At 64.1% G+C, this 23,170-nt stretch carries 20 protein-coding genes; 14 read left to right on the forward strand and 6 right to left on the reverse strand.

Features of this window, described 5'->3' with window-relative positions:
- Positions 1-14: 14 nt before the first annotated feature.
- Entirely contained in the window at positions 15-686 is a 672-nt protein-coding gene (locus tag PH586_RS20545; RefSeq protein ID WP_271349661.1) for a response regulator, read from the reverse strand.
- Positions 687-1,011: 325 nt separating this feature from the next.
- On the opposite strand from PH586_RS20545, the gene PH586_RS20550 reads away from it, so the two are divergent.
- The 6 genes from PH586_RS20550 to PH586_RS20575 all read left to right on the forward strand — a co-directional run bounded on the left by PH586_RS20550 (position 1,012) and on the right by PH586_RS20575 (position 7,387).
- A complete protein-coding gene (locus tag PH586_RS20550; RefSeq protein ID WP_271349662.1) occupies positions 1,012-2,277 on the forward strand; it encodes an OprD family porin in 1,266 nt (421 codons plus the stop codon).
- Between the two features lie 29 nt (positions 2,278-2,306).
- The gene (locus PH586_RS20555) at positions 2,307-3,287 is read left to right on the forward strand and encodes a Bug family tripartite tricarboxylate transporter substrate binding protein (RefSeq protein WP_271349663.1); all 981 of its coding nucleotides are present in this window, start codon (positions 2,307-2,309) and stop codon (positions 3,285-3,287) included.
- Positions 3,288-3,387: 100 nt separating this feature from the next.
- Positions 3,388-3,831 carry a tripartite tricarboxylate transporter TctB family protein gene (locus tag PH586_RS20560; RefSeq protein ID WP_271349664.1) on the forward strand — a complete coding sequence of 148 codons (444 nt, stop codon included), beginning with the start codon at positions 3,388-3,390 and terminating at the stop codon, positions 3,829-3,831.
- 2 nt (positions 3,832-3,833) lie between these two features.
- Entirely contained in the window at positions 3,834-5,342 is a 1,509-nt protein-coding gene (locus PH586_RS20565) for a tripartite tricarboxylate transporter permease (protein WP_271349665.1), read from the forward strand.
- Positions 5,335-6,366 carry an AbrB family transcriptional regulator gene (locus tag PH586_RS20570; RefSeq protein WP_271349667.1) on the forward strand — a complete coding sequence of 344 codons (1,032 nt, stop codon included), beginning with the start codon at positions 5,335-5,337 and terminating at the stop codon, positions 6,364-6,366. The genes PH586_RS20565 and PH586_RS20570 overlap by 8 nt, the downstream gene beginning before the upstream one ends.
- Positions 6,367-6,505: 139 nt before the next feature.
- Positions 6,506-7,387: a DUF6279 family lipoprotein gene (locus PH586_RS20575; protein ID WP_271349668.1), complete on the forward strand. Its 882-nt coding sequence runs from the start codon at positions 6,506-6,508 to the stop codon at positions 7,385-7,387.
- A gap of 54 nt (positions 7,388-7,441) precedes the next feature.
- On the opposite strand, the gene ung is transcribed toward PH586_RS20575, so the two are convergent.
- Positions 7,442-8,134, reverse strand: a complete 693-nt coding sequence (ung, locus tag PH586_RS20580; RefSeq protein WP_271349669.1) for a uracil-DNA glycosylase — start codon at positions 8,132-8,134, stop codon at positions 7,442-7,444.
- A gap of 162 nt (positions 8,135-8,296) precedes the next feature.
- Between ung and PH586_RS20585 the strand changes: the two genes are divergently transcribed.
- Complete coding sequence (locus PH586_RS20585) at positions 8,297-8,710, forward strand: PaaI family thioesterase (protein ID WP_271349670.1); 414 nt, start codon at positions 8,297-8,299, stop codon at positions 8,708-8,710.
- Positions 8,711-8,742: 32 nt separating this feature from the next.
- On the opposite strand, the gene PH586_RS20590 is transcribed toward PH586_RS20585, so the two are convergent.
- Positions 8,743-9,624, reverse strand: a complete 882-nt coding sequence (locus PH586_RS20590) for a helix-turn-helix transcriptional regulator (protein WP_271349671.1) — start codon at positions 9,622-9,624, stop codon at positions 8,743-8,745.
- 133 nt (positions 9,625-9,757) lie between these two features.
- Here PH586_RS20590 and PH586_RS20595 point away from each other — a divergent pair, with 133 nt between their 5' ends.
- The 6 genes from PH586_RS20595 to mmsB all read left to right on the forward strand — a co-directional run bounded on the left by PH586_RS20595 (position 9,758) and on the right by mmsB (position 16,777).
- Positions 9,758-11,266 carry a CoA-acylating methylmalonate-semialdehyde dehydrogenase gene (locus PH586_RS20595; protein ID WP_271349672.1) on the forward strand — a complete coding sequence of 503 codons (1,509 nt, stop codon included), beginning with the start codon at positions 9,758-9,760 and terminating at the stop codon, positions 11,264-11,266.
- A gap of 94 nt (positions 11,267-11,360) precedes the next feature.
- A complete protein-coding gene (locus PH586_RS20600) occupies positions 11,361-12,608 on the forward strand; it encodes a substrate-binding protein (protein ID WP_271349673.1) in 1,248 nt (415 codons plus the stop codon).
- Between the two features lie 6 nt (positions 12,609-12,614).
- Positions 12,615-13,781, forward strand: coding sequence for an acyl-CoA dehydrogenase family protein (locus tag PH586_RS20605; protein WP_271349674.1), 1,167 nt, complete (start codon positions 12,615-12,617; stop codon positions 13,779-13,781).
- Between the two features lie 76 nt (positions 13,782-13,857).
- A complete protein-coding gene (locus PH586_RS20610) occupies positions 13,858-14,676 on the forward strand; it encodes an enoyl-CoA hydratase (RefSeq protein WP_271349675.1) in 819 nt (272 codons plus the stop codon).
- Positions 14,677-14,720: 44 nt separating this feature from the next.
- The gene (locus tag PH586_RS20615; protein WP_271349676.1) at positions 14,721-15,827 is read left to right on the forward strand and encodes an enoyl-CoA hydratase/isomerase family protein; all 1,107 of its coding nucleotides are present in this window, start codon (positions 14,721-14,723) and stop codon (positions 15,825-15,827) included.
- 14 nt (positions 15,828-15,841) lie between these two features.
- Entirely contained in the window at positions 15,842-16,777 is a 936-nt protein-coding gene (gene mmsB / locus PH586_RS20620; RefSeq protein ID WP_271349683.1) for a 3-hydroxyisobutyrate dehydrogenase, read from the forward strand.
- A 219-nt stretch (positions 16,778-16,996) separates the two neighbouring features.
- Here the strand turns inward: mmsB and PH586_RS20625 are convergent, their stop codons facing one another.
- Genes PH586_RS20625 through PH586_RS20635 form a run of 3 tightly spaced genes read right to left on the reverse strand, consistent with a single transcriptional unit; the run spans position 16,997 to position 21,893 of the window.
- Complete coding sequence (locus PH586_RS20625; protein ID WP_271349677.1) at positions 16,997-18,301, reverse strand: HlyD family type I secretion periplasmic adaptor subunit; 1,305 nt, start codon at positions 18,299-18,301, stop codon at positions 16,997-16,999.
- A gap of 58 nt (positions 18,302-18,359) precedes the next feature.
- The gene (locus PH586_RS20630; RefSeq protein ID WP_271349678.1) at positions 18,360-20,516 is read right to left on the reverse strand and encodes a type I secretion system permease/ATPase; all 2,157 of its coding nucleotides are present in this window, start codon (positions 20,514-20,516) and stop codon (positions 18,360-18,362) included.
- Positions 20,517-20,549: 33 nt separating this feature from the next.
- Entirely contained in the window at positions 20,550-21,893 is a 1,344-nt protein-coding gene (locus PH586_RS20635; RefSeq protein ID WP_271349679.1) for a TolC family outer membrane protein, read from the reverse strand.
- A gap of 336 nt (positions 21,894-22,229) precedes the next feature.
- Here PH586_RS20635 and PH586_RS20640 point away from each other — a divergent pair.
- Positions 22,230-23,170 (forward strand): retention module-containing protein (locus PH586_RS20640; RefSeq protein WP_271349680.1); only part of this gene is annotated, 941 nt, incomplete at its 3' end.

Consider the following 23,170-nt stretch of genomic DNA (forward strand, 5'->3'; position numbering starts at 1 on the left):
CGCGCCGCCAGCCCTTAGTCACCGACGGCCTCCAACAAATAACCCAGGCCACGGAAGGTGACGATGCGCACGCCGCTGCCCTCGAGCTTCTTGCGCAGGCGATGGACGTAGATCTCGATGGAGTCGGCGCTGGCCTCCTCGTCCAGGCCAAACACCTGGGCGGCCAGTTGCTCCTTGCTCATCACCCGCCCCGGTCGGGCGATCATGGCCTCCAGCACCGCCTGCTCGCGCGAGGTCAGGCTGAGGCTTTCACCGCGGGCGCTGAAGCGCCGGGTCGCCAGGTCGTAGACCAGTTCGCCACAGCGCTGCTGCTGCTCGCCGCCCAGCACGCTGCGCCGCAACAGCGCCTTGACCCGCGCCTCCAGCTCGCTCAGCTCGAAGGGCTTGGCCAGGTAGTCATCGGCGCCGAGGTTGAGCCCATGCACGCGATCCTTGACCTCGCCGCGGGCGGTCAGCATCAGCACCGGCAGGGTCTTGCCGCGCGCGCGCAGACGCGCCAGCACCTGGAAGCCATCGAGGCGCGGCAAGCCGATATCGAGAATCGCCAGGGCGTAGTCTTCGCTGGCCAGGGCCAGGTCGGCGGCCACGCCGTCGTGCAGCACGTCCACCGTCCAGCCGCCACTCTTCAGGGCCTGGGCCACGCTCGCCGCCAGTTGCGGATGGTCTTCGACCAGCAAAATTCGCACCGCCACCTCCCTCCAGAATCGAGTCGGACAAGCGCCGCCAACCACGCAGTCCGTGGCGCAGTTTACAGACGCGCGGCGCCCTGTGAATGGTCCATATGCCGGCGAACAGCCGCCGCGGCAATACTTTGTGGCCTGCCATCCCTGGCGTCCACCCGGCGAGCCGTCGCAGGCGACGCGCAAAAACGCTCCAGGCGTTTTTTTCAGCACTGAAAGCTTGGTGAAAGCTTGACCTCATAGGATCAGTCCCAGGTGGCTCGATCCACCTACCTGAACGGTCCGCACAGTGGTGTGCAGCCGTGACAAAAACAACAATGGAGACCACACGATGCCGATCGCATCCCGCCAGGCCCTGCTGCCTACGCACCTGCTAAGCCTAGCCGTAACCGCCGCATTGCTGACTCCTGCCGCCCAGGCCGCGTTTCTTGACGACAGCCAAGCCAGCCTGAGCATGACCAATATCTACCTGAACCGTGATTTCCGCGAAGGCACCGGCCAGAACAAACGCGAAGAATGGGGCCAGGGTTTCCTCCTCGACATCCAGTCCGGCTACACCGAAGGGACTGTCGGCTTTGGCCTCGATGCCCTGGGCATGCTCGGCGTCAAGCTCGACTCCGGCGGCGGACGCACCGGCACCGACCTGTTGCCGGTGCAGGACGACGGCGGCACCCCGGACGAATTCGGCCGCCTGGGCCTGACCGCCAAGGTCAAGGTCTCCAGCACCGAACTGCGCTACGGCTCGCACGTGCCCGAACTGCCGGTGGTCAAGGCCAGCGACAGCCGCCTGCTGCCCCAGGTGTTCGAAGGCGGCCTGCTGACCTCCTCCGAGTTTGAAGGCCTGACCTTTACCGGCGGGCGCCTGGACAAGGTCATCGACCGCGCCTCGACCAACTCCGAAGACCTGGTACTCAACAGCAAGAACAAGCGCTACGCCGGCGGCATTACTGCCGACCACCTGGACCTGGCCGGCCTCGACTACCAGTTCAACCAGAACCTGAAAGGTCGCTACTTCCATGCCGAGCTGGATGACATCTACCGGCAGAACTTCTTCAACCTGCTGGCCAGCTACCCAATGGGTGGCGGCACCCTGGCCGCCGATCTGCGCCTGATGCTCAGTGACGACACCGGCGCGGCCAACGCCGGCAAGGTCGATAACCGCGCGCTGAATGGCGTGCTCAGCTACGCCCACAGTGGCCACAAGCTCAGCCTCGCCTACCAGAAAATGAGCGGTGACACCGGCTATGCCTATCTCGACGGCAGCGATCCCTACCTGGTCAACTTCGTCCAGATCAACGACTTCGCCAACGCCGACGAACGCTCCTGGCAGGCCCGCTACGACTACAACTTCGCCAGCCTCGGCCTGCCCGGCCTGAGCTTCCTGACCCGCTACGTCAGCGGCGACGATGCACGCATTGCTGGCAGCACGGCCACCGGTAGCGAATGGGAACGCGACATCGAACTCAAGTACGTGGTGCAGAGCGGCCCGGCGAAGAACCTCTACGTGCGCCTGCGCAACGCCAACTTCCGCTCCGACTTCGCCCGCAATGCCACCGAGAACCGCGTGATCGTCGGCTACACACTGCCGATTTGGTAATCCACAATAACAATCGAGAGGATTCAACCATGAAAACTGCCTTTACCCGTATCGCCCTGGCTACCGCCTGCATGGCATTCGCCGGCCAACTGCTGGCCGCTGAACCCAAGCGCCCCGAGTGCATCGCCCCGGCCAAGCCCGGCGGCGGCTTCGACCTGACCTGCAAGCTGGCGCAGAGCGGCTTGAAGGACAGCGGCCTGCTGAAGGCACCGATGCGCGTCACCTACATGCCCGGCGGCGTCGGCGCGGTGGCGTACAACGCGGTGATCGCCCAGCGTGCCGATGACCCAGGCACCATCGTCGCCTTTTCCAGCGGCTCCCTGCTCAACCTGGCCCAGGGCAAGTTCGGTCGTTACGACGAGACCGGCGTGCGCTGGCTGGCGGCGGTGGGCACCGACTACGGCGCCATCACCGTGCGCGCCGACTCGCCCTACCAGACGCTCAACGACCTGGTCGAAGCGCTGAAGAAAGACCCGTCCAGCATCGTCTTCGGTGCAGGCGCCACCATCGGCGGCCAGGACTGGATGCAGACCGCCTTGATCGCCCGCCTGGCCGGCATCGATCCGAAAAACCTGCGCTACGTCGCCTTCGAAGGTGGCGGCGAAACCCTCACCGCCATGCTCGGCGGCCACGTGCAGGTGACCAGCAGCGGTCTGGGCGAGGTCACCCCGCAACTGGAAGCGAAGAAGGTACGCATCCTCGCGGTACTCGCCGACGAGCGCCTGCCGGGCAAGCTGGCCGACATCCCCACAGCCAAGGAACAGGGCTACGACATCAGCTGGCCGGTGATCCGCGGCTTCTATGTCGGCCCAGAGGTCAGCGACGAGCAGTACAACTGGTGGAAACAGCAATTCGACACCCTGCTCGCCAGCGAGGACTTCGCCAAGCTGCGTGAACAACGTGACCTGCTGCCGCTGTCGGTGACTGGCGACGAACTGCAAGCCCTGGTCTTCAAGCAGGTCGAAGACTACAAGATCCTGGCCGATGCCTTCGGCCTGATGCGCGAGTAACCCGCCGGTGCCCGGTCAGACAGCCCTGCGGCTGCTCTGACCGGCGCCCGCCACCGCGCGTGATGCGTTCAACTCTGTACCTTTTCACGAGACTACCGCCATGTACGTCCGCCTGTTCGCTGCGATCTGGCTGCTTTTCTGCGCCGTGCTCGCCGTCATTGCCTGGGGTTTCCAGGCGCCCTTCGCCTACGACCCGGTCGGCCCCCGCGCCTACCCGCTGCTGCTGCTGGCCTTGATGGCCGCCGGTTCGCTGTGGCTGCTGATCAAACCCGGCGTACTCGAGCAGAAGCTGGACACTTCCAGCGCCTTGCGCTCGGTACTGTGCATGCTGACGCTACTGGCCTACGCCCTGCTGTTCGAACCCCTGGGGTTCGTCATCAGCACCGCACTGTGCACCTTCGCCCTCGGCCTGCTGTTCACCGGCCGCCTGCTGCCCTGCGCCATCAGCGGTGTGCTGATGGGCGCGCTGCTCTACGGTTTATTCGATTACCTGCTGGACGTGCCGCTGCCGCTGGGCCTGTTCGAAGCCTTTGTGGAGAACTGAACATGGAAACGCTGAATTTCTTGATGCAGGGCTTCGAGGTCGCCAGCCGACCGGAAAACCTGATGGTGGCGCTGTTCGGCGCCTTCGTTGGCACCATCGTCGGCCTGTTGCCGGGCCTGGGCCCGATCAACGGCGTAGCCCTGCTGCTGCCGCTGGCCTTCGCCCTCGGCCTGCCGCCGGAAACCGCCCTGATCCTGCTGGCCGCCGTGTACCTGGGCTGCGAATACGGCGGACGTATCTCGGCCATCCTGCTCAACGTGCCGGGTGATGCGGCGGCGGTGATGACCACCCTCGACGGCTACCCGCTGGCGCGCCAGGGCAAGGCCGGCATCGCCCTGTCGCTGTCGGCGGTCAGTTCCTTTGTCGGCAGCATCATCGCCACCTGCGGCGTGGTGCTGTTCGCCCCGTTGCTGGCGAAATGGGCGGTGGCCTTTGGCCCGGCCGAATATTTCGTGCTGATGATCTTCGCCATCGCCTGCCTCGGCGGCATGGTCGGCGACAAACCGGTGAAGACCCTGATGGCGGCACTGATCGGCCTGGCCCTGGCCACGGTCGGGGTGGATTCGACCACCGGGGTGTACCGCTTCACCTTCGGCAGCGTCAGCCTGTCCGACGGCATCCAGTTCGTCATCGTGGTGATCGGCTTCTTCAGCGTCAGCGAAGTGCTGCTGATGCTGGAAAAAACCCACAGTGGGCAAAAGGCGGTGAAGACCAGCGGCCGTCTGCTGTTCAACTTCAAGGAGTTCTGCTTCACCTTCTGGACCATGGTGCGCAGCTCGATTGCCGGCTTTGTCATCGGTGTGCTGCCGGGCGCCGGCGCGACCATCGCCAGCGCCATGACCTACATGAGCGAGAAGCGCATGGCCGGTGCCAGCGGCACATTCGGCGAAGGCGACCTGCGCGGCCTGGCCGCCCCGGAAGCGGCGAACAACGCCTCGGCCTGCGGTTCGCTGATCCCCATGCTGACCCTCGGCGTGCCGGGTTCGGGCACCACTGCGGTGATGATCGGCGCCCTGACCCTGTACAACATCACACCCGGCCCGCTGTTGTTCGAGCAGCAACCGGACGTGGTGTGGGGCCTGATCGCCTCGCTGTTCATCTGCAACGTGCTCCTGCTGGTGATGAACATCCCGCTGGTCGGCTTGTTCGCGCGCATGCTCAGCGTACCCAACTGGGTGCTGGTGCCGGCGATCACCGCGATCAGCATGGTCGGGGTCTATGCGGTGCACAGCACCACCTTCGACCTGGTGCTGATGATCGGCCTCGGCGTGTTCGGCTACATTTTGCGCAAACTGGACTTCCCGCTGTCGTCACTGATCCTCGGATTCGTCCTCGGTGAACTGATGGAAGACAACCTGCGGCGCGCCCTGTCGATCTCGGCCGGCGACCTCAACATCCTCTGGAGCAGCCCGATCAGCCTGTGCCTGTGGGCGCTCACTGCGCTGATGCTGGGAATGCCCGCCCTGCGCTGGTGGCGTGCACGGCGCGTCTCTCAGCTCGCCAATGCTTGATCTCTGCGCCCTGGCTCAGTGGCGACGCTACTGGGCCACCCCGCTGATCGGCCTGATCGGCGGCTACCTGGCCAGCCTGATCGGCTGGCCTTTGCCGTGGATCATCGGCTCGCTGCTGGCGGTCATCGCGGCACGCTGCAGCGGCTGGCTGGTCACGGAACTACCCGGCGGCCGACAAACCGGACAATGGCTGGTGGCCAGCGCCATCGGCCTGCACTTCACCGGCGAGGTGATGGGCGAGTTGCTCGGTCATTTCGGCGTAGTCCTGGTTGGCGCCCTGACGACCCTGATGCTCAGCCTGATAGGTATCGCGCTGTTGCGCCGTGCCGGGGTCGACCCGGCCACCGCCTTCTTTTCCAGCATGCCGGGCGGTGCCAGCGAAATGGTCAACCTGGCGCAACGCCACGACGCCCAGGTCGCCCGCGTTGCGGCGGCGCACAGCCTGCGCCTGTTGCTGGTGGTGCTGCTGGTTCCGGCAATCTTCACCTGGAGCCTGCCTCCCATCGAAGCGCCGGCGGCGGCGACGGTGAGCGGGCCCTGGCTGGCCGCCCTGTTACCCGCTGGCGCGCTGCTGGCCCTGCTGTGGAAAAGGCTCAAGCAACCCAACCCCTGGATGCTCGGGCCGCTGACGGTGTGCGCCGTCGCCAGCGTCGGCTTCGACCTGCACATCGGCTTGCCTGACGGTCTCGGCCAGGCCGGCCAGTGGCTGATCGGCTGCGCCCTGGGCTGCCACTTCGACCGCGCCTTCTTTCGCAGCGCACCGGGCTTTCTCGCGCGCATTCTGCTGTTCAGCCTGCTCGCCATGCTCAGCGCCGCGCTGCTGGCCAAAGGCCTCGGCTGGCTGGCCGGCGAAGACCAGAGTTCGCTGATGCTGGGTATGATGCCCGGCGGCATCACCGAACTGTGCCTGACCGCCGAGGCCCTGCAGCTGTCGGTGGCACTGGTCACCGCGCTGCAGGTGCTGCGCCTGTTTCTGGTGATGTTCCTGGCCGAGCCGCTGTTCAGGCTGTGGCAGCGCAGCTAGCAGCCCTATGTAGATTTCGACCACGTTTAGCCCGCCTTGTGCGGGCTCTTTTTTGCTGCGCAATCCCGTGCGCGCCCGCGCCATCCTCTGCCCTGATCTAACCTGCAACTGAGCACCCGAACTCGATGAGGCGACCCCGATGATCCTGCTGCGGCGGCAACGGCTGAGCGGCATGGCCCTGCTGCTGGTCGCAAGCCTGCTGCTTGCGTCCTGCAGCCGCGTCAGCCTGGTCTACCGCAACCTCGACTGGCTGATCCCCTGGCGCCTGAACGACTACCTGCACCTGAACCGCGAACAGAAAGCCTGGCTCAAACCGCGCCTGCAGGCGCACCTTGCCTGGCACTGCAGCAGCGAGCTGGCGCGCTACCTCGACTGGCTGCAACGCCTCGACGCTTTGCTGCAGCAGCCACGGCCGGATGCCAGCCTACTGGACCTGCAGCTGAGGGAAGTCGACGAAGCGCTCAAGCGGGTCGCCGTGCAGATCACCCCGACCGCCATCGAGTTGCTGCGGATGTTCAGCGACCGGCAGGTGGCCGAACTCTTTGCGGCCATCGACGAAGACAACCGCGAGTTGTACGAGGAGTACCTCGAGCCGCCGCTGCGGGTACAGATCGCCGACCGCGCCGAGCGCATGGAGGAGCGCCTGCGCCCCTGGCTGGGCTCCCTGACTCTGCGACAGCGGGCGCGCATAAGTCAGTGGGCAGCAGCCATGGGCGGGCAGAACCGCCTGTGGCTGGACAACCGCATGCGCTGGCAGGAGGCGTTGTTCGAGGCCATCCGGGGCCGGCACGACGCGGCCTTCGCCGGCTTGCTGAGCGACCTGCTGCAGCTGCGCGAAAGCTACTTCAACGCCGAGTTCCGCGCCGCCTACCCGCGCAACCGCCGAGCTCTGGCCGAGCTGTTCCGCGACCTGCTGACCAGCGCCGATGACCACCAGCGCATGCGCCTGCGCCGTCGGTTGCACGACTTGCAGCGCGACCTCGCCGAGCAGGTGTGCGCCGCCCCGCTGACCGCCGACTGAGGCGAGTCGCTAGGAGCCTGTCCGCAGTAGCACAGCGTTAAGTCCGACAGGCTCCTAGAGTGGCGGCAGGCGCCAGTCGATAGGCGTCATGCCGTGCTGCACCAGGAACTTGTTGCAGCGGCTGAAGTGACCGTTGCCGATAAAGCCGCGATGGGCCGACAGCGGTGAGGGATGGGGCGAACACAGCACCAGGTGTTTGCTCGGGTCGATCAGGCGCGCCTTGCTCTGCGCATGCTTGCCCCACAACAGGAAAACCAGGTGCGGACAGTGACCGCTGACCACCTCGATCACCCGGTCGGTAAACACCCCCCAGCCCTTGTCCGCATGGGAGCCGGCGATGCCGCGCTCGACCGTCAGCGAGGTATTGAGCAACAGCACGCCCTGATCGGCCCAATGTTGCAAGCAGCCATGGGCGGCGATGTCGATATTCAGATCGCGCTTCAATTCCTTGTAGATATTGAGCAACGACGGCGGCGTGGCCACCCCCGGCTGCACCGAGAAGCACAGGCCATGGGCCTGCTCCGGACCGTGATAGGGGTCCTGGCCGATGATCACCACCTTGACCCGCTCCAGCGGGGTGGAGTTGAGCGCATTGAAGATCAGCGCACCCGGCGGATAGACCTCCTTGCCCGCGGATTTCTCCTGGCGCAGGAAGTCGGCCAGCTCCTGCATATAGGGCTTGGCGAACTCCTCGCGCAGCGCCTGTTTCCAGCCCGCTTCGAGCTTGATGTTATCGGCGGAGGTCATGCCTGGTTCCCGAGTCGACGAATTGAAGACGGCACGCTAGAGAAGCCTCACAGGCAAGTCAAGGCGCAGACGAATAGCCCCTCATCATCCACCTGGATGCAGATGGCGACAGCTCGGCAGGCAGTCGAGACTGGACCAACCAACCCCACAGGAGCACCCCACATGGACAGTCCCGTCGGCATCAGCCGTGAGCGCCTGGAGCAGGCCCTGGAACACTCTGCCTTTGCCAAGTTGCTCGGCGCCGAACTGCTGGACTTCGCCCCCGGCAAGGTCAGCCTGCAGCTGCACAGTCGCCCGGAGCTCAACCAGCACCACGGTTACACCCACGGCGCGGTGGTCGGTTTCATGATCGACAGCGGTTGCGCCTGGGCTGCCGCCTCGCTGGTGGGTGACGTAGTCACCAGCGAGTACAAGGTCAACCTGCTGGCCCCGGCGATTGGCGACCAACTGATCTGCCGCAGCGAGGTGATCAAGGCCGGCAAGCGCCAGGCGGTATGCCGCGCCGACGTGTTTGCCGTCAACCACGGCGAGGAGAAGATCATCGCCACCGGCCTGGCGACCATCGCCCGGGTATGAGGGCCACCGCTCCAACATCCCCCTAACGTCCGCTATCCCTGATGCAGCGCCCGGTAATGGCTGGGCGCCATGCCCACCACCTTGCGGAACAGCCGCGAGAAGTAGTACACGTCCTCATAGCCCAACTGCTCGGCGACCTGGCGGATACTCTGCTGGCCTTCGTCGAGCAGGCGGCAGGCGTGGGCCATCTTCAGCTGGATGAACTCCTGGATAGGCGCATGGCCGGTCAGCGCGCGGTAGGTCTTGGCGAAGTGAAAACGCGACAGCTTGAACTGCGCCGCCAGCTGATCGAGGTTGAGCGAACCGTGCAGGTGGGCGCGCATCACCGCCTGCACCGCATCGACGTCGAGCACCCGCCCCGACTTCAACTTGGCCCGCGCCGGCAGCACCGCCAGGGAGGCCAGCAGCGCCTGCAACTGATGGGCGGCATAGATGAAGTGCGCCAGGTTCAGGCCCTGCTTGCGCAGCGTGAGCAGGGCATCGAACTCGGCCAGCAGCCGAGGTTGCACGCCGATGCGCCAGATCGGTCCCTTGCCCAGCGGGTGCAGGAACTCCGCCGCCAACTCACCATCGAAGTGCACCCAGTACAGGGTCCAGGGCTTGCCGGGATCGGCGCCATAGGCATGGGCAATGCCCTTGGGCAACAGCAGCAGATCGCCACCGGCGACAGCGATTCGTCCATCCCCGGTTTCCACCCAGCCCTGCCCGGCCCGGCAATAGATCAGCAGGTAATCGTCCGGAAGCGGCCGATTCATCTGGTGTCCGCGCGCCTCCGGATAGAATCCCAGGGCCAGCGGATAGCAGCCGCAAGCCAGTGGATGACGGCTCAAGAGGCGGCGCAGGCGCGGCGGCGTGATAAAGCGCACGCCGTTGGCCGGTAATGGCCAGTTCGATGTTTCAACCCGAGCGTTCATTCGCCCTCCTACGGCTCAATGCCAAAATCGTCCATCCGTTGCCCAAGATCGTCAATCCACAAGCGCGCTTTCCCCGACTATAAAATTAAAAGAAGCACAACCTTGAAGACCTGGATCCAAGGGGGAGTTGACGATGAGCAAGGCAATCCCGCAGTTGATCGAAGGGGAATGGCGTGCAAGCCGTACCCGCGAATTCATCGAAGTCACCGACCCGGCGACCCAGGAGGTGCTGGCCCTGGCGCCCAAGGCCACGGCCGAAGAAATCGAAGCGGCCATCGCCAGTGCCAAGGCGGCGTTTGTCGGCTGGCGCGACGTGCCGGTGTCCGATCGCGCACGACTGATGCTGCGTTATCAGCACCTGCTCAAGGAACACCACGACGATCTGGCGCAAATACTCGCCAAGGAAACCGGCAAGACCCTGGCCGACGCCAAGGGCGATATCTGGCGCGGCATCGAGGTGGTCGAACAGGCGGCCAATATCGCCAGCCTGATGATGGGGGAGACCATGGAGAACGTGGCCACGGGCATCGACACCGCCAGCTGGATTCAGCCGCTCGGCGTCTGCGTCGGCATCACCCCGTTCAACTTCCCGGCGATGATTCCGCTGTGGATGTTTCCCCTGGCCATCGCTGCCGGCAACTGCTTCATCCTCAAGCCTTCCGAACAGGACCCCATGACCCCCAACCGCCTGGCCGAGCTGTTTATCCAGGCCGGTGCGCCCAAGGGCGTGCTGCAGGTGCTACATGGCGGGCGCGAGGTGGTCGACAGCCTGCTCACTCATCCGGATATCCGCGCCATCTCCTTCGTCGGCTCGGTACCGGTCGGCCAGCACATCTACCGCACCGGCACCGCCCACCTCAAGCGCGTGCAGGCCTTCGCCGGGGCCAAGAACCACATGGTGATCCTGCCCGACGCCCATAAGCAGCAGGTGCTGAGCAACCTGGTCGGCGCCAGTTGCGGCGCGGCCGGGCAGCGTTGCATGGCGATCAGCGTGGCGGTATTCGTCGGCGAGTCGAAGCAGTGGATCGACGAACTGCAGGCGCAGATGGCCGAGCTGCAACCCGGCTACTGGACCGACGGCCATGCCGCCTTCGGCCCGCTGATCAGCCAGCAGGCCAAGCAGCGCGTGCTGCGCCTGATCGCCGAGGGCAAGGCGGAAGGCGCCGAATGCCTGCTCGACGGCTCGCACTGCGCGGTCGCAGGCTACCCCGACGGCAACTGGCTGGGCCCGACCCTGTTCCGCGGCGTCACGCCGAAGATGAGCCTGTACCGCGAGGAAATTTTCGGCCCGGTGCTGGTGTGCATGGAGGTCGACACCCTCGAGCAGGCGATCGAACTGGTCAACGCCAGCCCCTACGGCAATGGCACCTCGATCTTCACCCGCTCCGGTGGCGCGGCGCGGCATTATCAGCACGCGGTGCAAGTCGGCCAGGTCGGGATCAACGTGGCGATTCCGGTGCCGCTGCCGTTCTTCTCCTTCACCGGCTGGAAAGGCTCGTTCTACGGCGACCTGCACGCCTACGGCAAACAGGCCGTGCGTTTCTATAGCGAGACCAAGACCGTCACCAGCCGCTGGTTCGAGGAAGACGCCGTGGCCACCGGGGCGCCGGCCGGGGCGAACATGACCATTCACTTGAAATGAGAACGGCGTAGGGTCTGTTAGACCAATAGACGATCACGCAGTCCAGCCGAGCGGGGTAAAAAGTTCTCCGAAAACAATAACAAGGGGAATTGCCATGCAACGACTGACTGCCACACTGGCCCTGTGGGCTGGATTAACCGCCTGCGCGCAGGCTGCCGAGCCGATCACCCTCGGTCTCAATTACCCGCGCACCGGCCCCTATAAGGAAGAAGGATTGGCCCAGATGCGCGGCGCCTTGCTGGCCATCGACGAACTCAACGCCCAGGGCGGAGTGCTCGGTCGCTCGTTGCGCCTGTCCAGCCGTGATAGCGCCTCGCGCCCGGAGAAAGCCGTGCGCAATGTCGACAAGCTGGCCCGCGAAGGCGCGGCCATGCTGTTCGGCGGTTCCTCCAGCGCGGTGGCGATCGCTGCCGGCCAGCGCGCCGCCACCCATGGCCTGCTGTATTTCGGCACCCTCACCTACTCCAACGACACCACCGGCAAAAATGCGCACCGCTATATGTTCCGCGAGTGCAACAACGCCTGGATGAGCGCCCGGGTGCTCGGCCAGTACCTGAACCAGCACCTGCCGGAACAACGCTATTTCTACGTGACCGCCGACTACACCTGGGGCCACACCACCGAAGACTCGCTACGCCAGACCACCGGCAGCGCAGATACCGGCAAACATCCCGGACTCAAGGTGCCCTTCCCCGGCGCGCGCCTGGCCGATTACCAGGATGTGCTGAGCCAGGCCGCGGCGAGCAACGCCCAGGTACTGGCCCTGGTGCTGTTCGGCGAAGACCTGGTGCGGGCCATGCGCATCGCCAAGGATCTGGGCTTGACCGAGCGCATGCAGATAGTCGCGCCCAACCTGACCCAGAGCATCATCGAGCAAGCCGGCCCCGGCCTGATGGAAGGGGTACTCGGCACCGAGCCCTGGACCTGGCGCGTGCCTAAACTGGAGCAATCAGCCCAGGGCGAAGCCTTCGTCAACGCCTTCAGCCAGCGCTATGCGATGTACCCGTCCAGCTCGGCTGCATCGGCCTACAGCATCGTCTATCAGTGGGCCGACGCCGCCCGCCGGGCCAAGAGCCTGGACAGCGAGGCCTTGATCAAGGCGCTGGAAGGTCACCGTTACCAGCTACTCAAGGGCCCGCAAGAATGGCGCGCCTTCGATCACCAGAACTTGCAGACGGTGTATGCCGTCAAAGTGAAGGCCCGCGCCGACGTGCTCAAGGATCCGCTGAAACAGGATTACTTTGACATCGTCGACCGGCTCGACGCCAACCAGGCCGCGCCCAGTCTCGCCGAATGGCAGGCGCAAAGACGCGCCGCCGGGCAACCCCTGACCCTGCAATGAGGACTTATGGATTTCGAACTCAGCGATGAACAACGCCTGCTGGTCGACAGCGCACGCGCTTTCGCCAGCCGTGAACTGGCGCCCCATGCCGCCGACTGGGACCGCGACCATCACTTCCCGGTGGACGTTATCAAGCTGGCCGCCGAACAGGGCTATCTGGCCCTGTACATCAAGGATGAGGACGGCGGCCTGGGCCTGTCGCGACTGTCCACCGCGCTGATTTTCGAGCAACTGGCCGCCGGTTGTGTTGCCACCACGGCCTTCCTCACCATTCACAACATGGCGACCTGGATGCTCGCCTCCTTTGCCGACCAGGCGCTGAAGGACCAGTGGCTGCCCGGCCTGGTCAGCGGCAAACTGCTCGCCTCCTACTGCCTGACCGAGCCGGATGCCGGTTCCGACGCCGCGCACCTGCGCACCCGTGCCAGACGTGACGGCGACGATTATGTGCTCGACGGCAGCAAGTGCTTTATCTCCGGCGCCGGCTCGGCCGACGTACTGATCGTCATGGCCCGTAGCGGTGAGGACAGCGGCGCCAAGGGTATTTCCTGCTTCCTGGTGCCGGCCGACGCTGCCGGGGTGAAGTACGGCCGCAACGAACTGAAGATGGGCTGGCGCGCGCAGCCGACCCGCACCATCAGCTTCGAGGGCGTGCGCATCCCCGCCGGCAACCGCATCGGCCCCGAGGGCCAGGGCTTCGCCTACGCCATGCAGGGCCTGGACGGCGGCCGCCTCAACATCGCCAGTTGCTCGCTCGGCGCGGCCCAGGCGGCGCTGGAACAATCGCTGCGCTACGTGGAGGAACGCAAGCAATTCGGCAAGCCCCTCAGCGAGTTCCAGGCCCTGCAATTCAAGCTGGCCGACATGTTCACCGACCTCACGGCCAGTCGACAGATGGTGCGCCTGGCCGCGCACAAGCTGGATCGGCAGCACGGCGAGGCCAGCCTGTACTGCGCCATGGCCAAGCGCTTCGCCACCGATCAGTGTTTTACCCTGTGCAACGAGGCGTTGCAGCTGCATGGCGGCTACGGTTATCTAAACGACTACCCACTGGAACGCTGGGTCCGCGACAGCCGCGTGCACCAGATTCTCGAGGGCACCAACGAAATCATGCGGGTGATCATCGCCCGCCGCCTGCTCGAACAGGGCGGCATGCTCGATCGCTTACTGTGAACACCTTTGCGTAGGGCGGGTGCAAAACGCCATTTGCGGGTTTCACCCGCCCTACATGACCGACATGAGGATTTTTATGAGCCACGCCATCGAACCCTACCATCCCGGTGTATTCGACCTGACCCACAAGATCACCGTGGAAAAGCACGGCCACACCGCGCTGATCACCCTCAACCACCCGCCGGCCAACACCTGGGACCGCGACTCGCTGATCGGCCTCAAGCAACTGATCGAGCACCTCAACCACGACGACGACATCTACGCTCTGGTGGTGACCGGCCAGGGCGGCAAGTTCTTCAGCGCCGGCGCCGACCTCAACCTGTTCGCCGATGGCGACAAGGCCCGCGCCCGTGAAATGGCCCGGCGCTTCGGTGAAGCCTTCGAGGCGCTGCGCGATTTCCGCGGTGTGTCGATTGCCGCAATCAACGGCTATGCAATGGGCGGCGGCCTGGAATGCGCGCTGGCCTGCGACCTGCGCATCGCCGAACGCCAGGCGCAGATGGCCCTGCCGGAAGCCGCGGTGGGCCTGCTGCCCTGCGCCGGCGGCACCCAGCACCTGGCCTGGCTGGTCGGTGAAGGCTGGGCCAAGCGCATGATCCTCTGCGGCGAGCGTATCGACGCAGAAACCGCCCTGCGCATCGGGCTGGTCGAACAACTGGTCGACAGCGGCGAAGCGCGCGGCCATGCCCTGCTATTGGCGGCCAAGGTCGCACGGCAGAGCCCGGTGGCGGTGCGCACCATCAAGCCGCTGATCCAGGGCGCCCGCGCACGCAGCCCGAGCACCTGGCTGAGCGAAGAACGCGAGCGTTTCATCGATCTGTTCGACGCCGACGACACCCGCGAAGGGGTCAACGCCTTCCTGGAAAAACGCACGCCACAGTGGCGCAATAAATAAACCCATTCCCCGAGCGTGCGCCCTGCGCACCAGGAACCCGCGACATGAACGTGATTTTCGAAGAACACCACAGCCTGCATGGCTTTCGCATCGGCATCGCCAGCCTGGCTGCAGAAAAAAGCCTGAACGCCCTGACCCTGCCGATGATCGAGGCATTGGATACACAACTCGCGGCCTGGGCGGATGACCCGACCATCGCCTGCGTGCTGCTGCGTGGCAACGGCGCGAAAGCCTTCTGCGCCGGCGGTGACGTGGTGCAACTGGTACAGCAGTGCCGCGAACACCCCGGCGAAGTCCCGCCCCTGGCGCGGCGCTTCTTCGCCGACGAGTACCGTCTCGACCATCGTCTGCACAGCTACCCGAAGCCCTTGATCTGCTGGGCCCACGGCCATGTGCTGGGCGGCGGCATGGGCCTGATGCAGGGCGCCGGCCTGCGCATCGTCACCCCGTCGAGTCGACTGGGTATGCCGGAAATCAATATCGGTCTGTATCCAGATGTCGGCGGCAGCTGGTTCCTCGCCCGCCTGCCGGGCAAGCTCGGGCTGTTCTTCGGCCTCACCGCCAGCAGCATCAACGCCCGCGATGCCCTCGACCTGGACCTGGCCGACCGCTTCCTGCTCGACGAGCAGCAAGACGCCCTGATCGAGGGGCTGGTGCAACTGAACTGGCTGGAACAGCCACACCTGCAACTGCACAGCCTGCTCAAGGCCCTGCAGCACGAGGCCCTCAGCGAACTGCCCGAAGCCCAATGGCTGCCGCGCCGTGAACGCATCGACGAGGTACTCGACCAGGCCGACCTGCCCACCGCCTGGCGCGCCCTCACCGCCCTGCACAACAGCAGCGACCTGTTGCTGGCGCGCGCAGCCAAGACCCTGGCCGGCGGCTGCCCGCTCAGCGCGCACCTGGTCTGGCAGCAGATCGCCCGCGCCCGACAGCTGTCAGTGGCCCAGGTATTCCAGATGGAGTACGCCATGAGCCTGAATTGCTGCCGCCACCCGGAACTCCCCGAAGGTGTGCGCGCGCGCCTGATCGACAAGGACCAGAAGCCCCACTGGCACTGGCCGGATGTGGCGAGCATCCCCGCCGAGGTGATCGAGTCACACTTCGAGGCGACCTGGGAAGGCGAGCATCCGCTGGCGGATCTGCAGTAACAACGCCGGGAGGTATCGCAGGAGCGGGCCAGGCCAGACAGACTTTTCGGAGGAGGGAAACAACCATGAAAACGATCGCCTTTATCGGCCTCGGCCATATGGGCCTGCCCATGGCCCGCAATCTGCTCAAGGCCGGCTTCAAGCTCAAGGTCTTCGACCTGGTGCAAGCGGCCATAGACGAACTGGCCCAGGACGGGGCGCACGCCGCCAGCAGTGCCAGCGACGCCGTGCAAGGCGCCGATGTGCTAATCAGCATGCTGCCGGCCAGCCGCCATGTCGAAGGCCTGTACCTGGGCGACGACGGCCTGCTCAAGGCCCTCGGGCCCGGCACCCTGGTCCTGGAGTGCTCGACCATCGCCCCGGAGTCTGCGCGCAAGGTGCACAAGGCGGCGGCCGAGCGTGGCCTGGAGATGCTCGACGCGCCGGTTTCCGGCGGTACCGCCGGCGCCGCCGCCGGCACCCTGACCTTCATGATCGGCGGCCAGGCCAGCACCCTGGAAAAGGCCCGGCCAGTCTTTGCCGCCATGGGCAGCCACATCTTCCACGCCGGCCCCGATGGCGCCGGCCAGGTGGCCAAGGTGTGCAACAACCAGATCCTGGCGGTGCAGATGATCGCCACTGCCGAAGCCATGGCCCTGGGTGTGGCCAACGGCCTGGAGCCAGCCGTGCTGGCCGAGATCATGCGCCAGAGCTCCGGCGGCAATTGGACCCTGGAAAAATACAACCCCTGGCCCGGGGTCATGGAAAACGCTCCGGCATCCAAAGGGTATTGCGGTGGCTTCATGGCCGAACTGATGGCCAAGGATCTCGGCCTGGCCCAGGAGGCCGCGCAACACAGCGGCAGCAGCACACCGATGGGCGCCCTGGCCCTGCAGCTGTATCGCCTGCTGCTCAAGCAAGGCAAGGGCCAGCAGGATTTTTCGGTGGTGCAGCAGCTGTTCGTCGAGTAAGCGTAAAGCCTACCTGTAGGGTGGGTGACGCTGCATTCATCCACCAAGAGCGATAAAAATGAACAAGCAGCAACCTGCCTAGCCGGTGCTTGTAGCCTGGAAGCAAACCGGGGACATGTGCCGCCTGCCAAATCGCTGCCGGCTTGGATCCAGGCGACGAACTGCAGCTGGCAAAAAGCCGCAGATTGCTGCGGCTTTTTCATCGACCCATGGCTCCGCTCAGCGCTCGCGCAACGCCTCGGCACGGGCCCGGATGATCGGCTTGAGCAGGTAGCTGAGCACGCTTTTCTTGCCGGTGATGATGTCGACCGAGGCGACCATGCCGGGAATGATCAGCAACGGGTGTTCTTCGCTGCCCAGGTGGCTCCTGTTGGTGCGCAACTTGATCACGTAGAAGCTGTTGCCATCGTCGTCGGTCACGGTGTCCGCGCCGATCTGCTCCAGCTCGGCCTTGAGCCCACCGTAGATGGTGTAGTCATAGGCGGTGAACTTGACCATGGCCTCCTGCCCCGGATGGAGGAAGGCAATGTCCTGCGGGCGGATGCGCGCCTCCACCAGCAGGTTCTCGCCCAGCGGCACGATCTCTACCAGGTCGCTACCCGGTTGAATCACCCCGCCGATGGTGTTGACCAACAGCAGCTTGACGATACCGCGCACCGGCGAGGTGACCAGGGTGCGATTGACCCGATCTTCCAGCGCCTTGCCGGTCGACTGGATCTTGCTCAGATCGGTGCGCGCCTCATTCAGCTGGGTCAGCGCATCGCTGCGAAAACGTCCACGGGTCTCGTCGATCTTGCGTTCGACTTCCTTGATCGCAGCCTCCGCACGGGGCATTGCCAGGGTGGTGGCCTGCAACTGACCGCGGCTCTCCACTTCGGCACGCTTCAAGCGCAGCACTTCAACCGGAGAAATCGCCCCCTCGGCCACCAAGGGCTCGGACATGCGGATTTCCTGGCGCAACAGCTCCAGGCTGCTGCGAAACTGGCTCTGCTTGGAAGCAAACTCGCGCAACTCCTGACGGCGCTGAAGCGACTGTTGCTCCAGCCCGGCGACCTCGTCCAGCAACTGCTGGCGCCGGCTGTTGAACAACTGTTCCTCGTTCTCGGCCTGACGCGGGACCTTCTCGCGGACGTCGGCGGCCACTACCAGTTCGCGGTCCTGTACTTCCGCACTGAGGCGTTCAACCCGCAGCAGCAGGGCCAGGCGATCGGCCTCGGTCTCACCAACGTTGGAAGCAAAACGGGTGTCATCCAGACGCAGCAGCGGATCGCCAATATTGACGATCTGCCCCTCGCGGACAAACAGTTCGGAAACGATACCGCCTTCCAGGTTCTGGATTTTCTGCAGCCGAGAGGACGGAATCGCCTTGCCATCGCCACGGGTCACCTCGTCGACCACGGCGAAATGCGCCCACAGCAAACAGAAGGCGACGAAGGCGATCAGGCCCCAGATGGTCAGGCGAATGACCCTGGGCGCATCCTCGATCAGCGCCTTGCTGACTTCCGGCAGGGGTTCATCGCCCATGGCGTCTTGGCTGCCGAAGTAAGACGCAAGAGCCTGACGCAGACCTTTTGACGGCGGTTTAACTGACACTGATCTGCCCCTTTTTCAGCGCTTCCATGACACTGCCCTTAGGGCCGTCGGCAATGATCTGCCCGCGATCGACGATGATCAGGCGGTCAACCAGACTGAGCATGGAGGCACGGTGGGTGACCAGCAGCAGGGTCTTGCTGCCGATAACTGCAGCCAGACGCTGCTTGAGTCGCTCTTCGCCAGTGTTGTCCATGGCGCTGGTCGGCTCGTCGAACAGCAGGATTTGCGGGTCGAGCAACAATGCCCGGGCCAGGGCAACGTTCTGCCGCTGCCCCCCGGAAAGGTTCTGCCCACGCTCGCCGACCTGAAGCTCGTAGCCTTTGGGATGCAGCCTCACGAACTCATGCACGCCAGCCAGCTCGGATGCCTGCAAGACCAGCTCATCCTCCACGTAGCGCGCGCCCACCATCAGGTTGTCGCGCAGCGTGCCGGAAAACAGCTGGATATCCTGCGGCACGTAGCCGATGTTGTGGCGCAGATCGCTGACATCCAGCTGGCGCACATCGACGCCGTCGACCAACAGGCTGCCGGCATCCGGCTGGTACAGGCCGACAATCAGCTTGGCCAGCGAACTCTTGCCAGAGCCGCTGCGACCGATGATGCCGATCTTCTCGCCGGGGCGCACCACCAGGTTGATGTTCTGCAGAGCAGCCTGCTGCTGGTCTGGATAATGGAAATCCAGTTGGCGGAACTCGATGGCGCCCTGCAGTGACTGACGCTTGAGCGGACGCTCCTCTTCCTGACGCTCCTGCGGCAGGGTCATCATATGATTGACTGACTCGAGGGTGACGCGCGCCTGCTGGTAGCGGGTCAGCAGGCCGGATAATTGGGTCAGCGGGCCGAGGGCACGACTGCTGAGCATGTAGCAGGCGATCAGGCCACCCATGCTGAGATGGCCGTCGATGATCTGGTAAACACCGAAGACGATCACAATGACGCCGGCCAGCTGCTGCAGCAGCATAGTCGCGTTCATCGCCAGGCTGGAGAGCATGCGCGCGCGCAACTCCAGGCGACTGAGGGTGCCGATGGTCTGCTCCCACAGGTACTGGCGCTCACTCTCGGCATTATTGACCTTGACCGCATCCAGTCCGGCGAGGCTTTCGATCAGGCTCGACTGACGCTCGGCGGCCAGCGCCATGGTGCGTTCCATGGTTTCCGCCAGGGGGCGCTGCAACGCCCAGCCGATCAGGGCGACCAGCGGAAAGGCCAATACCGGGATCCACACCAGATGGCCGCCGATCATCGCGATGACCGCCAGAATCAACAGGGTAAACGGCAGATCGATGACACTGGCCAGGGTCAGCGAGGCGAGGAAATCGCGCAGGCTCTGAAATTCGTGGATGTTCTGGGCGAAACTACCGACCCGAGCCGGCCGGAACTTCATGGCCATGCCGACGACCCGCTCGAACAGCGTCGCCGAAATGATCAGATCGGTCTTCTTGCCCGCAAGATCCAGGCACAGACCGCGCAAGGTTTTCAGCAGCAGATCGAACAGGTACACGCCACAGATACCGATCGCCAGCACCCAGAGCGTGGCCTCGGCCTGGTTGGGCACCACCCGATCGTAAACATTCATGACGAACAGCGGCGTAGCCAGGCCGATCAAGCTGATCAGGAAACTGGCCGCGATAGCGTCTATATAGAGCCAGCGGGAGCGTTTGAGGGTGTCGCGAAACCAGGAAGTCGCCCGGGGAATCAGCTCGCCGCGATTGAAGTCGAATTTGTGCAGCGGCTGGGCAAAGAACACCTGGCCACTGTAATCCTCGGCCAGCATCTCGGCACTGACGAGAACCTCCCCCCCTTCACTCTCGCTGGGCATGACCCGCGCACGGCCCTGCTCGTCCCAGCCGAGCAAAACCGCACTGCGACCTTCACGCAGCAACAGCAGAGCAGGCATGGCCAAGGTCGGGATTTTGCGCAGGTCACGGCGCAACCAACGCCCTTGCAGGCCGGCGCGAGCCGCTGCACGGGGCAGCAACTCGACACTCAGGCGCTGTTCGGGCAGTGGCAAGCCGGCCGTGAGCATGGCCCGACTGACCGGCTTCTGGTGCAGACTGCAAAGTGACAGCAGGCTGTCGAGCAGTGGATCATCGTAGCGATCGCGCGGATCGCTACGGGTCGGGGCCTGGCTGAGGTCTACTGCCACAAAGATTCACTCATGCACGGAGGAAGGTCGCTGTCAGTTCAGGCCCGGCAGTGTCACCTTGGCCTTGACTACGTCCAGCGGCGCCGCAGCCATGGGTGCAACTACACCTTGGCTTTGCAGCAGGGAGCCCATGGTCGCCTTGATCCGGTATTGAGTAAACAGCTCAGTGAAACGCACCTCTTCCAGGCGGCGCGCAGCGGTGAACAATTCGTTCTCGCTGTCGAGCAGGTCCAGCAAGGTGCGATCGCCCAGGCCGAACTGCTTCTGGTAGGAATCGCGCACCCGGCTGCTGTAGTCGACATATTGCTGAGCGATCGGCAATTGTTGACGCGAATTTTCCAGGGCATTCCAGGCCAGGCCGAGGTCCTCGATCAGTACGCGCAACGCATTATTGCGAATATCCATGGCTTGGTTGACCTGATGCGCCTTGGACTGCAGGTCGGCCTTGTTGCTACCACCGGCGAACAGGTTGTAGCGCATGCGCAGCATCGCCTGCCATTCGTTGCTGTGGCCGGGCACACCGTCGACATTGTTGTTCAAACCCTGCGACAGCTCGGCGTCGAAACGCGGGTAGAACGTCGACTTGGCCGCTTCATACTGCTGCTCGCTGGCCTGCACATCGGACTCGGCCGAACTCAGAAACGGGTTATTCGCCAGCAGCTCCTCACGGGCGGCCTGCAGGCTTTCCGGCAAACGACCCGGCAAGCCTTGCGGAATGCTCAGCTCGCTGGGTTCGCGGCCAACCAGGCTGTAATAATTGACCTGAGCATCGGCCAGATTGGTCTGCTCGGTGATCAGGTTATTGCGCGCTTGGGCCAGACGGGCCTCAGCCTGATCGAGATCGGCCATGCGCCCCACTCCGCGCTCGCTGCGCAGGGAGATCTGGTCGTAGATGCGTTCGTGACTACGCAGGTTATCAGCTGCCAAGCGAGCCATATCCTGACGCTTGAGCACTTCCAGATAGACCTGCGCGACGTTCAGCGCGGTGCGTTCGGACGTACCCAGCAGCTCATAGGCACGCGCATTGACCGTAGCCCGCTGACGGCCGACTTCACTGCTGGTGGCAAAACCGTCGAACAACATCTGCTGCAGACGCAGGGTCGACTCGCCACGGGTCAGGGTCTCGGTGTTGTGGGTAGTCCCACGCGTGCCCGGACTGTCGGTGCCCTCACGACCGTAACCGGCCAACAGGTCGACCTGCGGCAAATAACCGCCCCTGGCAGCTTTCATCTGCTCCTCAACCGACAGGCGTGCATTGATCCCCGCCTGGATTTCCGGATGCACCTCAAGAGCGCTCTGCATGGCTTCATTGAGTGTTTGGCCGGTGGCCGACAGGGAGATCGCCAGAGCGAGGGGAAGAATGGCTAGGAAACGCATTGGAGGTTAGATTCCTTTCAGGGCTGAGGAGCAAAATATATACAAGATAACGGGCCGACTCACTGCAGAACGACCCGATCAACGAGATCACGCATTGACCTTTTACAGGTCGCACATATGACATGAACAACTTGATCAATATCAAAGTGACATCAACGATAGTGAGTGTGTATTATCGCGAAAGAGCGGTCAATAGTTTGGCACGCACTGAGCCAGCACGAGAACAGAGACAAAATATTGTCGTCAAAAGAATGACGACCTGTCTTTGCTTCTACCCTGGCCCAGGCCACATCAATCAAAGGATCACATCACGCCCTAGGCGTCTGGAGCTTAAGCATGAGCAATTTTGTCGCTATCATTAAAAGCCTTGTGGGTCAGGTATTTGTTGTCTCCCTCGATGGCCTCACGCGGCAAGTGTTCGAAGGCGAGCGTTTGTTCCAGGGCGACCAAGTGGTGACCGCCTCGGGCGGCTCGGCAACCCTCGAATTGGCCAATGGCGATGCGATTGAAATTGCGGCCAATGGCAATTGGCAAACAGACGGGGCTCAAGCTTCTGAGCCAGCCCAGGCGACACAAGCGCCAGCCTCCGAACTCGAGCAAGCCATCGCCGCCGGCTTCGACCCAACCGCCGACCTCGAACCGACCGCCGCAGGCCCGGGCACGGCAGGGGGCACAGGTGGTGCGGCAGGTGGCGGTCACAGCTTCGTGATGCTCGATGAAACAGGCCAACAGCTTGATCCGACGGTTGGGTTTGAGACCCAAGGGCTGGGGTTTGCTGCGTCCTCGCTTGCCGAGGAGCAGGCTCCAGGGCCTGTTGAGGCTCTCGAAATTGCCAACACCGCTCCTGCTGCGCTGGCTGACAACTTCACCGTGAACGAAGACGGTAGCATCAGCATCGACGTGCTGAGCAATGACACCGACCTGGACGGCGACAGCCTGACCATCACCGCCGTCGATGGCCAGACCATTGCCGAGGGTGGTTCCGTCAATGTCAGCAATGGCTCGGTGACGCTGACCAATGGTCAGCTGGTATTCACCCCAACCGCCAACTACAACGGCCCAGCCAGTTTCTCCTACACCATCAGCGATGGCGCATTGACCAGCACAGCGACTGTCAGTGGCACGGTAGCGGCAGTCAACGATGCACCGGTCGCCAACGACGACAGCCTGACTGCCACTGAAGACACCCCGGTGACCTTCACCGCCGCTCAGCTGACCGGTAACGACAGCGATCCGGACGGCTCGCCACTGACCATCAACAACGTCACCAGCGGGAA

The organism is Pseudomonas aestuarii (genome assembly GCF_027988105.1).
Lineage (GTDB): Bacteria > Pseudomonadota > Gammaproteobacteria > Pseudomonadales > Pseudomonadaceae > Aquipseudomonas > Aquipseudomonas aestuarii.

Bases quoted from the DNA above. Each gene is read 5' to 3' on its own strand.
- ung (WP_271349669.1), bottom strand. From the start codon at position 8,134: ATGACCTCCGCCGATAACATCAAGCTCGAAGCGGGCTGGAAACAGGCG.
- PH586_RS20565 (WP_271349665.1), top strand. From the start codon at position 3,834: ATGGAAACGCTGAATTTCTTGATGCAGGGCTTCGAGGTCGCCAGCCGA.
- PH586_RS20560 (WP_271349664.1), top strand. From the start codon at position 3,388: ATGTACGTCCGCCTGTTCGCTGCGATCTGGCTGCTTTTCTGCGCCGTG.
- PH586_RS20605 (WP_271349674.1), top strand. From the start codon at position 12,615: ATGGATTTCGAACTCAGCGATGAACAACGCCTGCTGGTCGACAGCGCA.
- PH586_RS20590 (WP_271349671.1), bottom strand. From the start codon at position 9,624: ATGAACGCTCGGGTTGAAACATCGAACTGGCCATTACCGGCCAACGGC.
- PH586_RS20575 (WP_271349668.1), top strand. From the start codon at position 6,506: ATGATCCTGCTGCGGCGGCAACGGCTGAGCGGCATGGCCCTGCTGCTG.
- PH586_RS20595 (WP_271349672.1), top strand. From the start codon at position 9,758: ATGAGCAAGGCAATCCCGCAGTTGATCGAAGGGGAATGGCGTGCAAGC.
- PH586_RS20610 (WP_271349675.1), top strand. From the start codon at position 13,858: ATGAGCCACGCCATCGAACCCTACCATCCCGGTGTATTCGACCTGACC.
- PH586_RS20570 (WP_271349667.1), top strand. From the start codon at position 5,335: ATGCTTGATCTCTGCGCCCTGGCTCAGTGGCGACGCTACTGGGCCACC.
- PH586_RS20585 (WP_271349670.1), top strand. From the start codon at position 8,297: ATGGACAGTCCCGTCGGCATCAGCCGTGAGCGCCTGGAGCAGGCCCTG.
- PH586_RS20615 (WP_271349676.1), top strand. From the start codon at position 14,721: ATGAACGTGATTTTCGAAGAACACCACAGCCTGCATGGCTTTCGCATC.
- PH586_RS20625 (WP_271349677.1), bottom strand. From the start codon at position 18,301: ATGGGCGATGAACCCCTGCCGGAAGTCAGCAAGGCGCTGATCGAGGAT.
- PH586_RS20550 (WP_271349662.1), top strand. From the start codon at position 1,012: ATGCCGATCGCATCCCGCCAGGCCCTGCTGCCTACGCACCTGCTAAGC.
- PH586_RS20635 (WP_271349679.1), bottom strand. From the start codon at position 21,893: ATGCGTTTCCTAGCCATTCTTCCCCTCGCTCTGGCGATCTCCCTGTCG.
- PH586_RS20555 (WP_271349663.1), top strand. From the start codon at position 2,307: ATGAAAACTGCCTTTACCCGTATCGCCCTGGCTACCGCCTGCATGGCA.
- PH586_RS20600 (WP_271349673.1), top strand. From the start codon at position 11,361: ATGCAACGACTGACTGCCACACTGGCCCTGTGGGCTGGATTAACCGCC.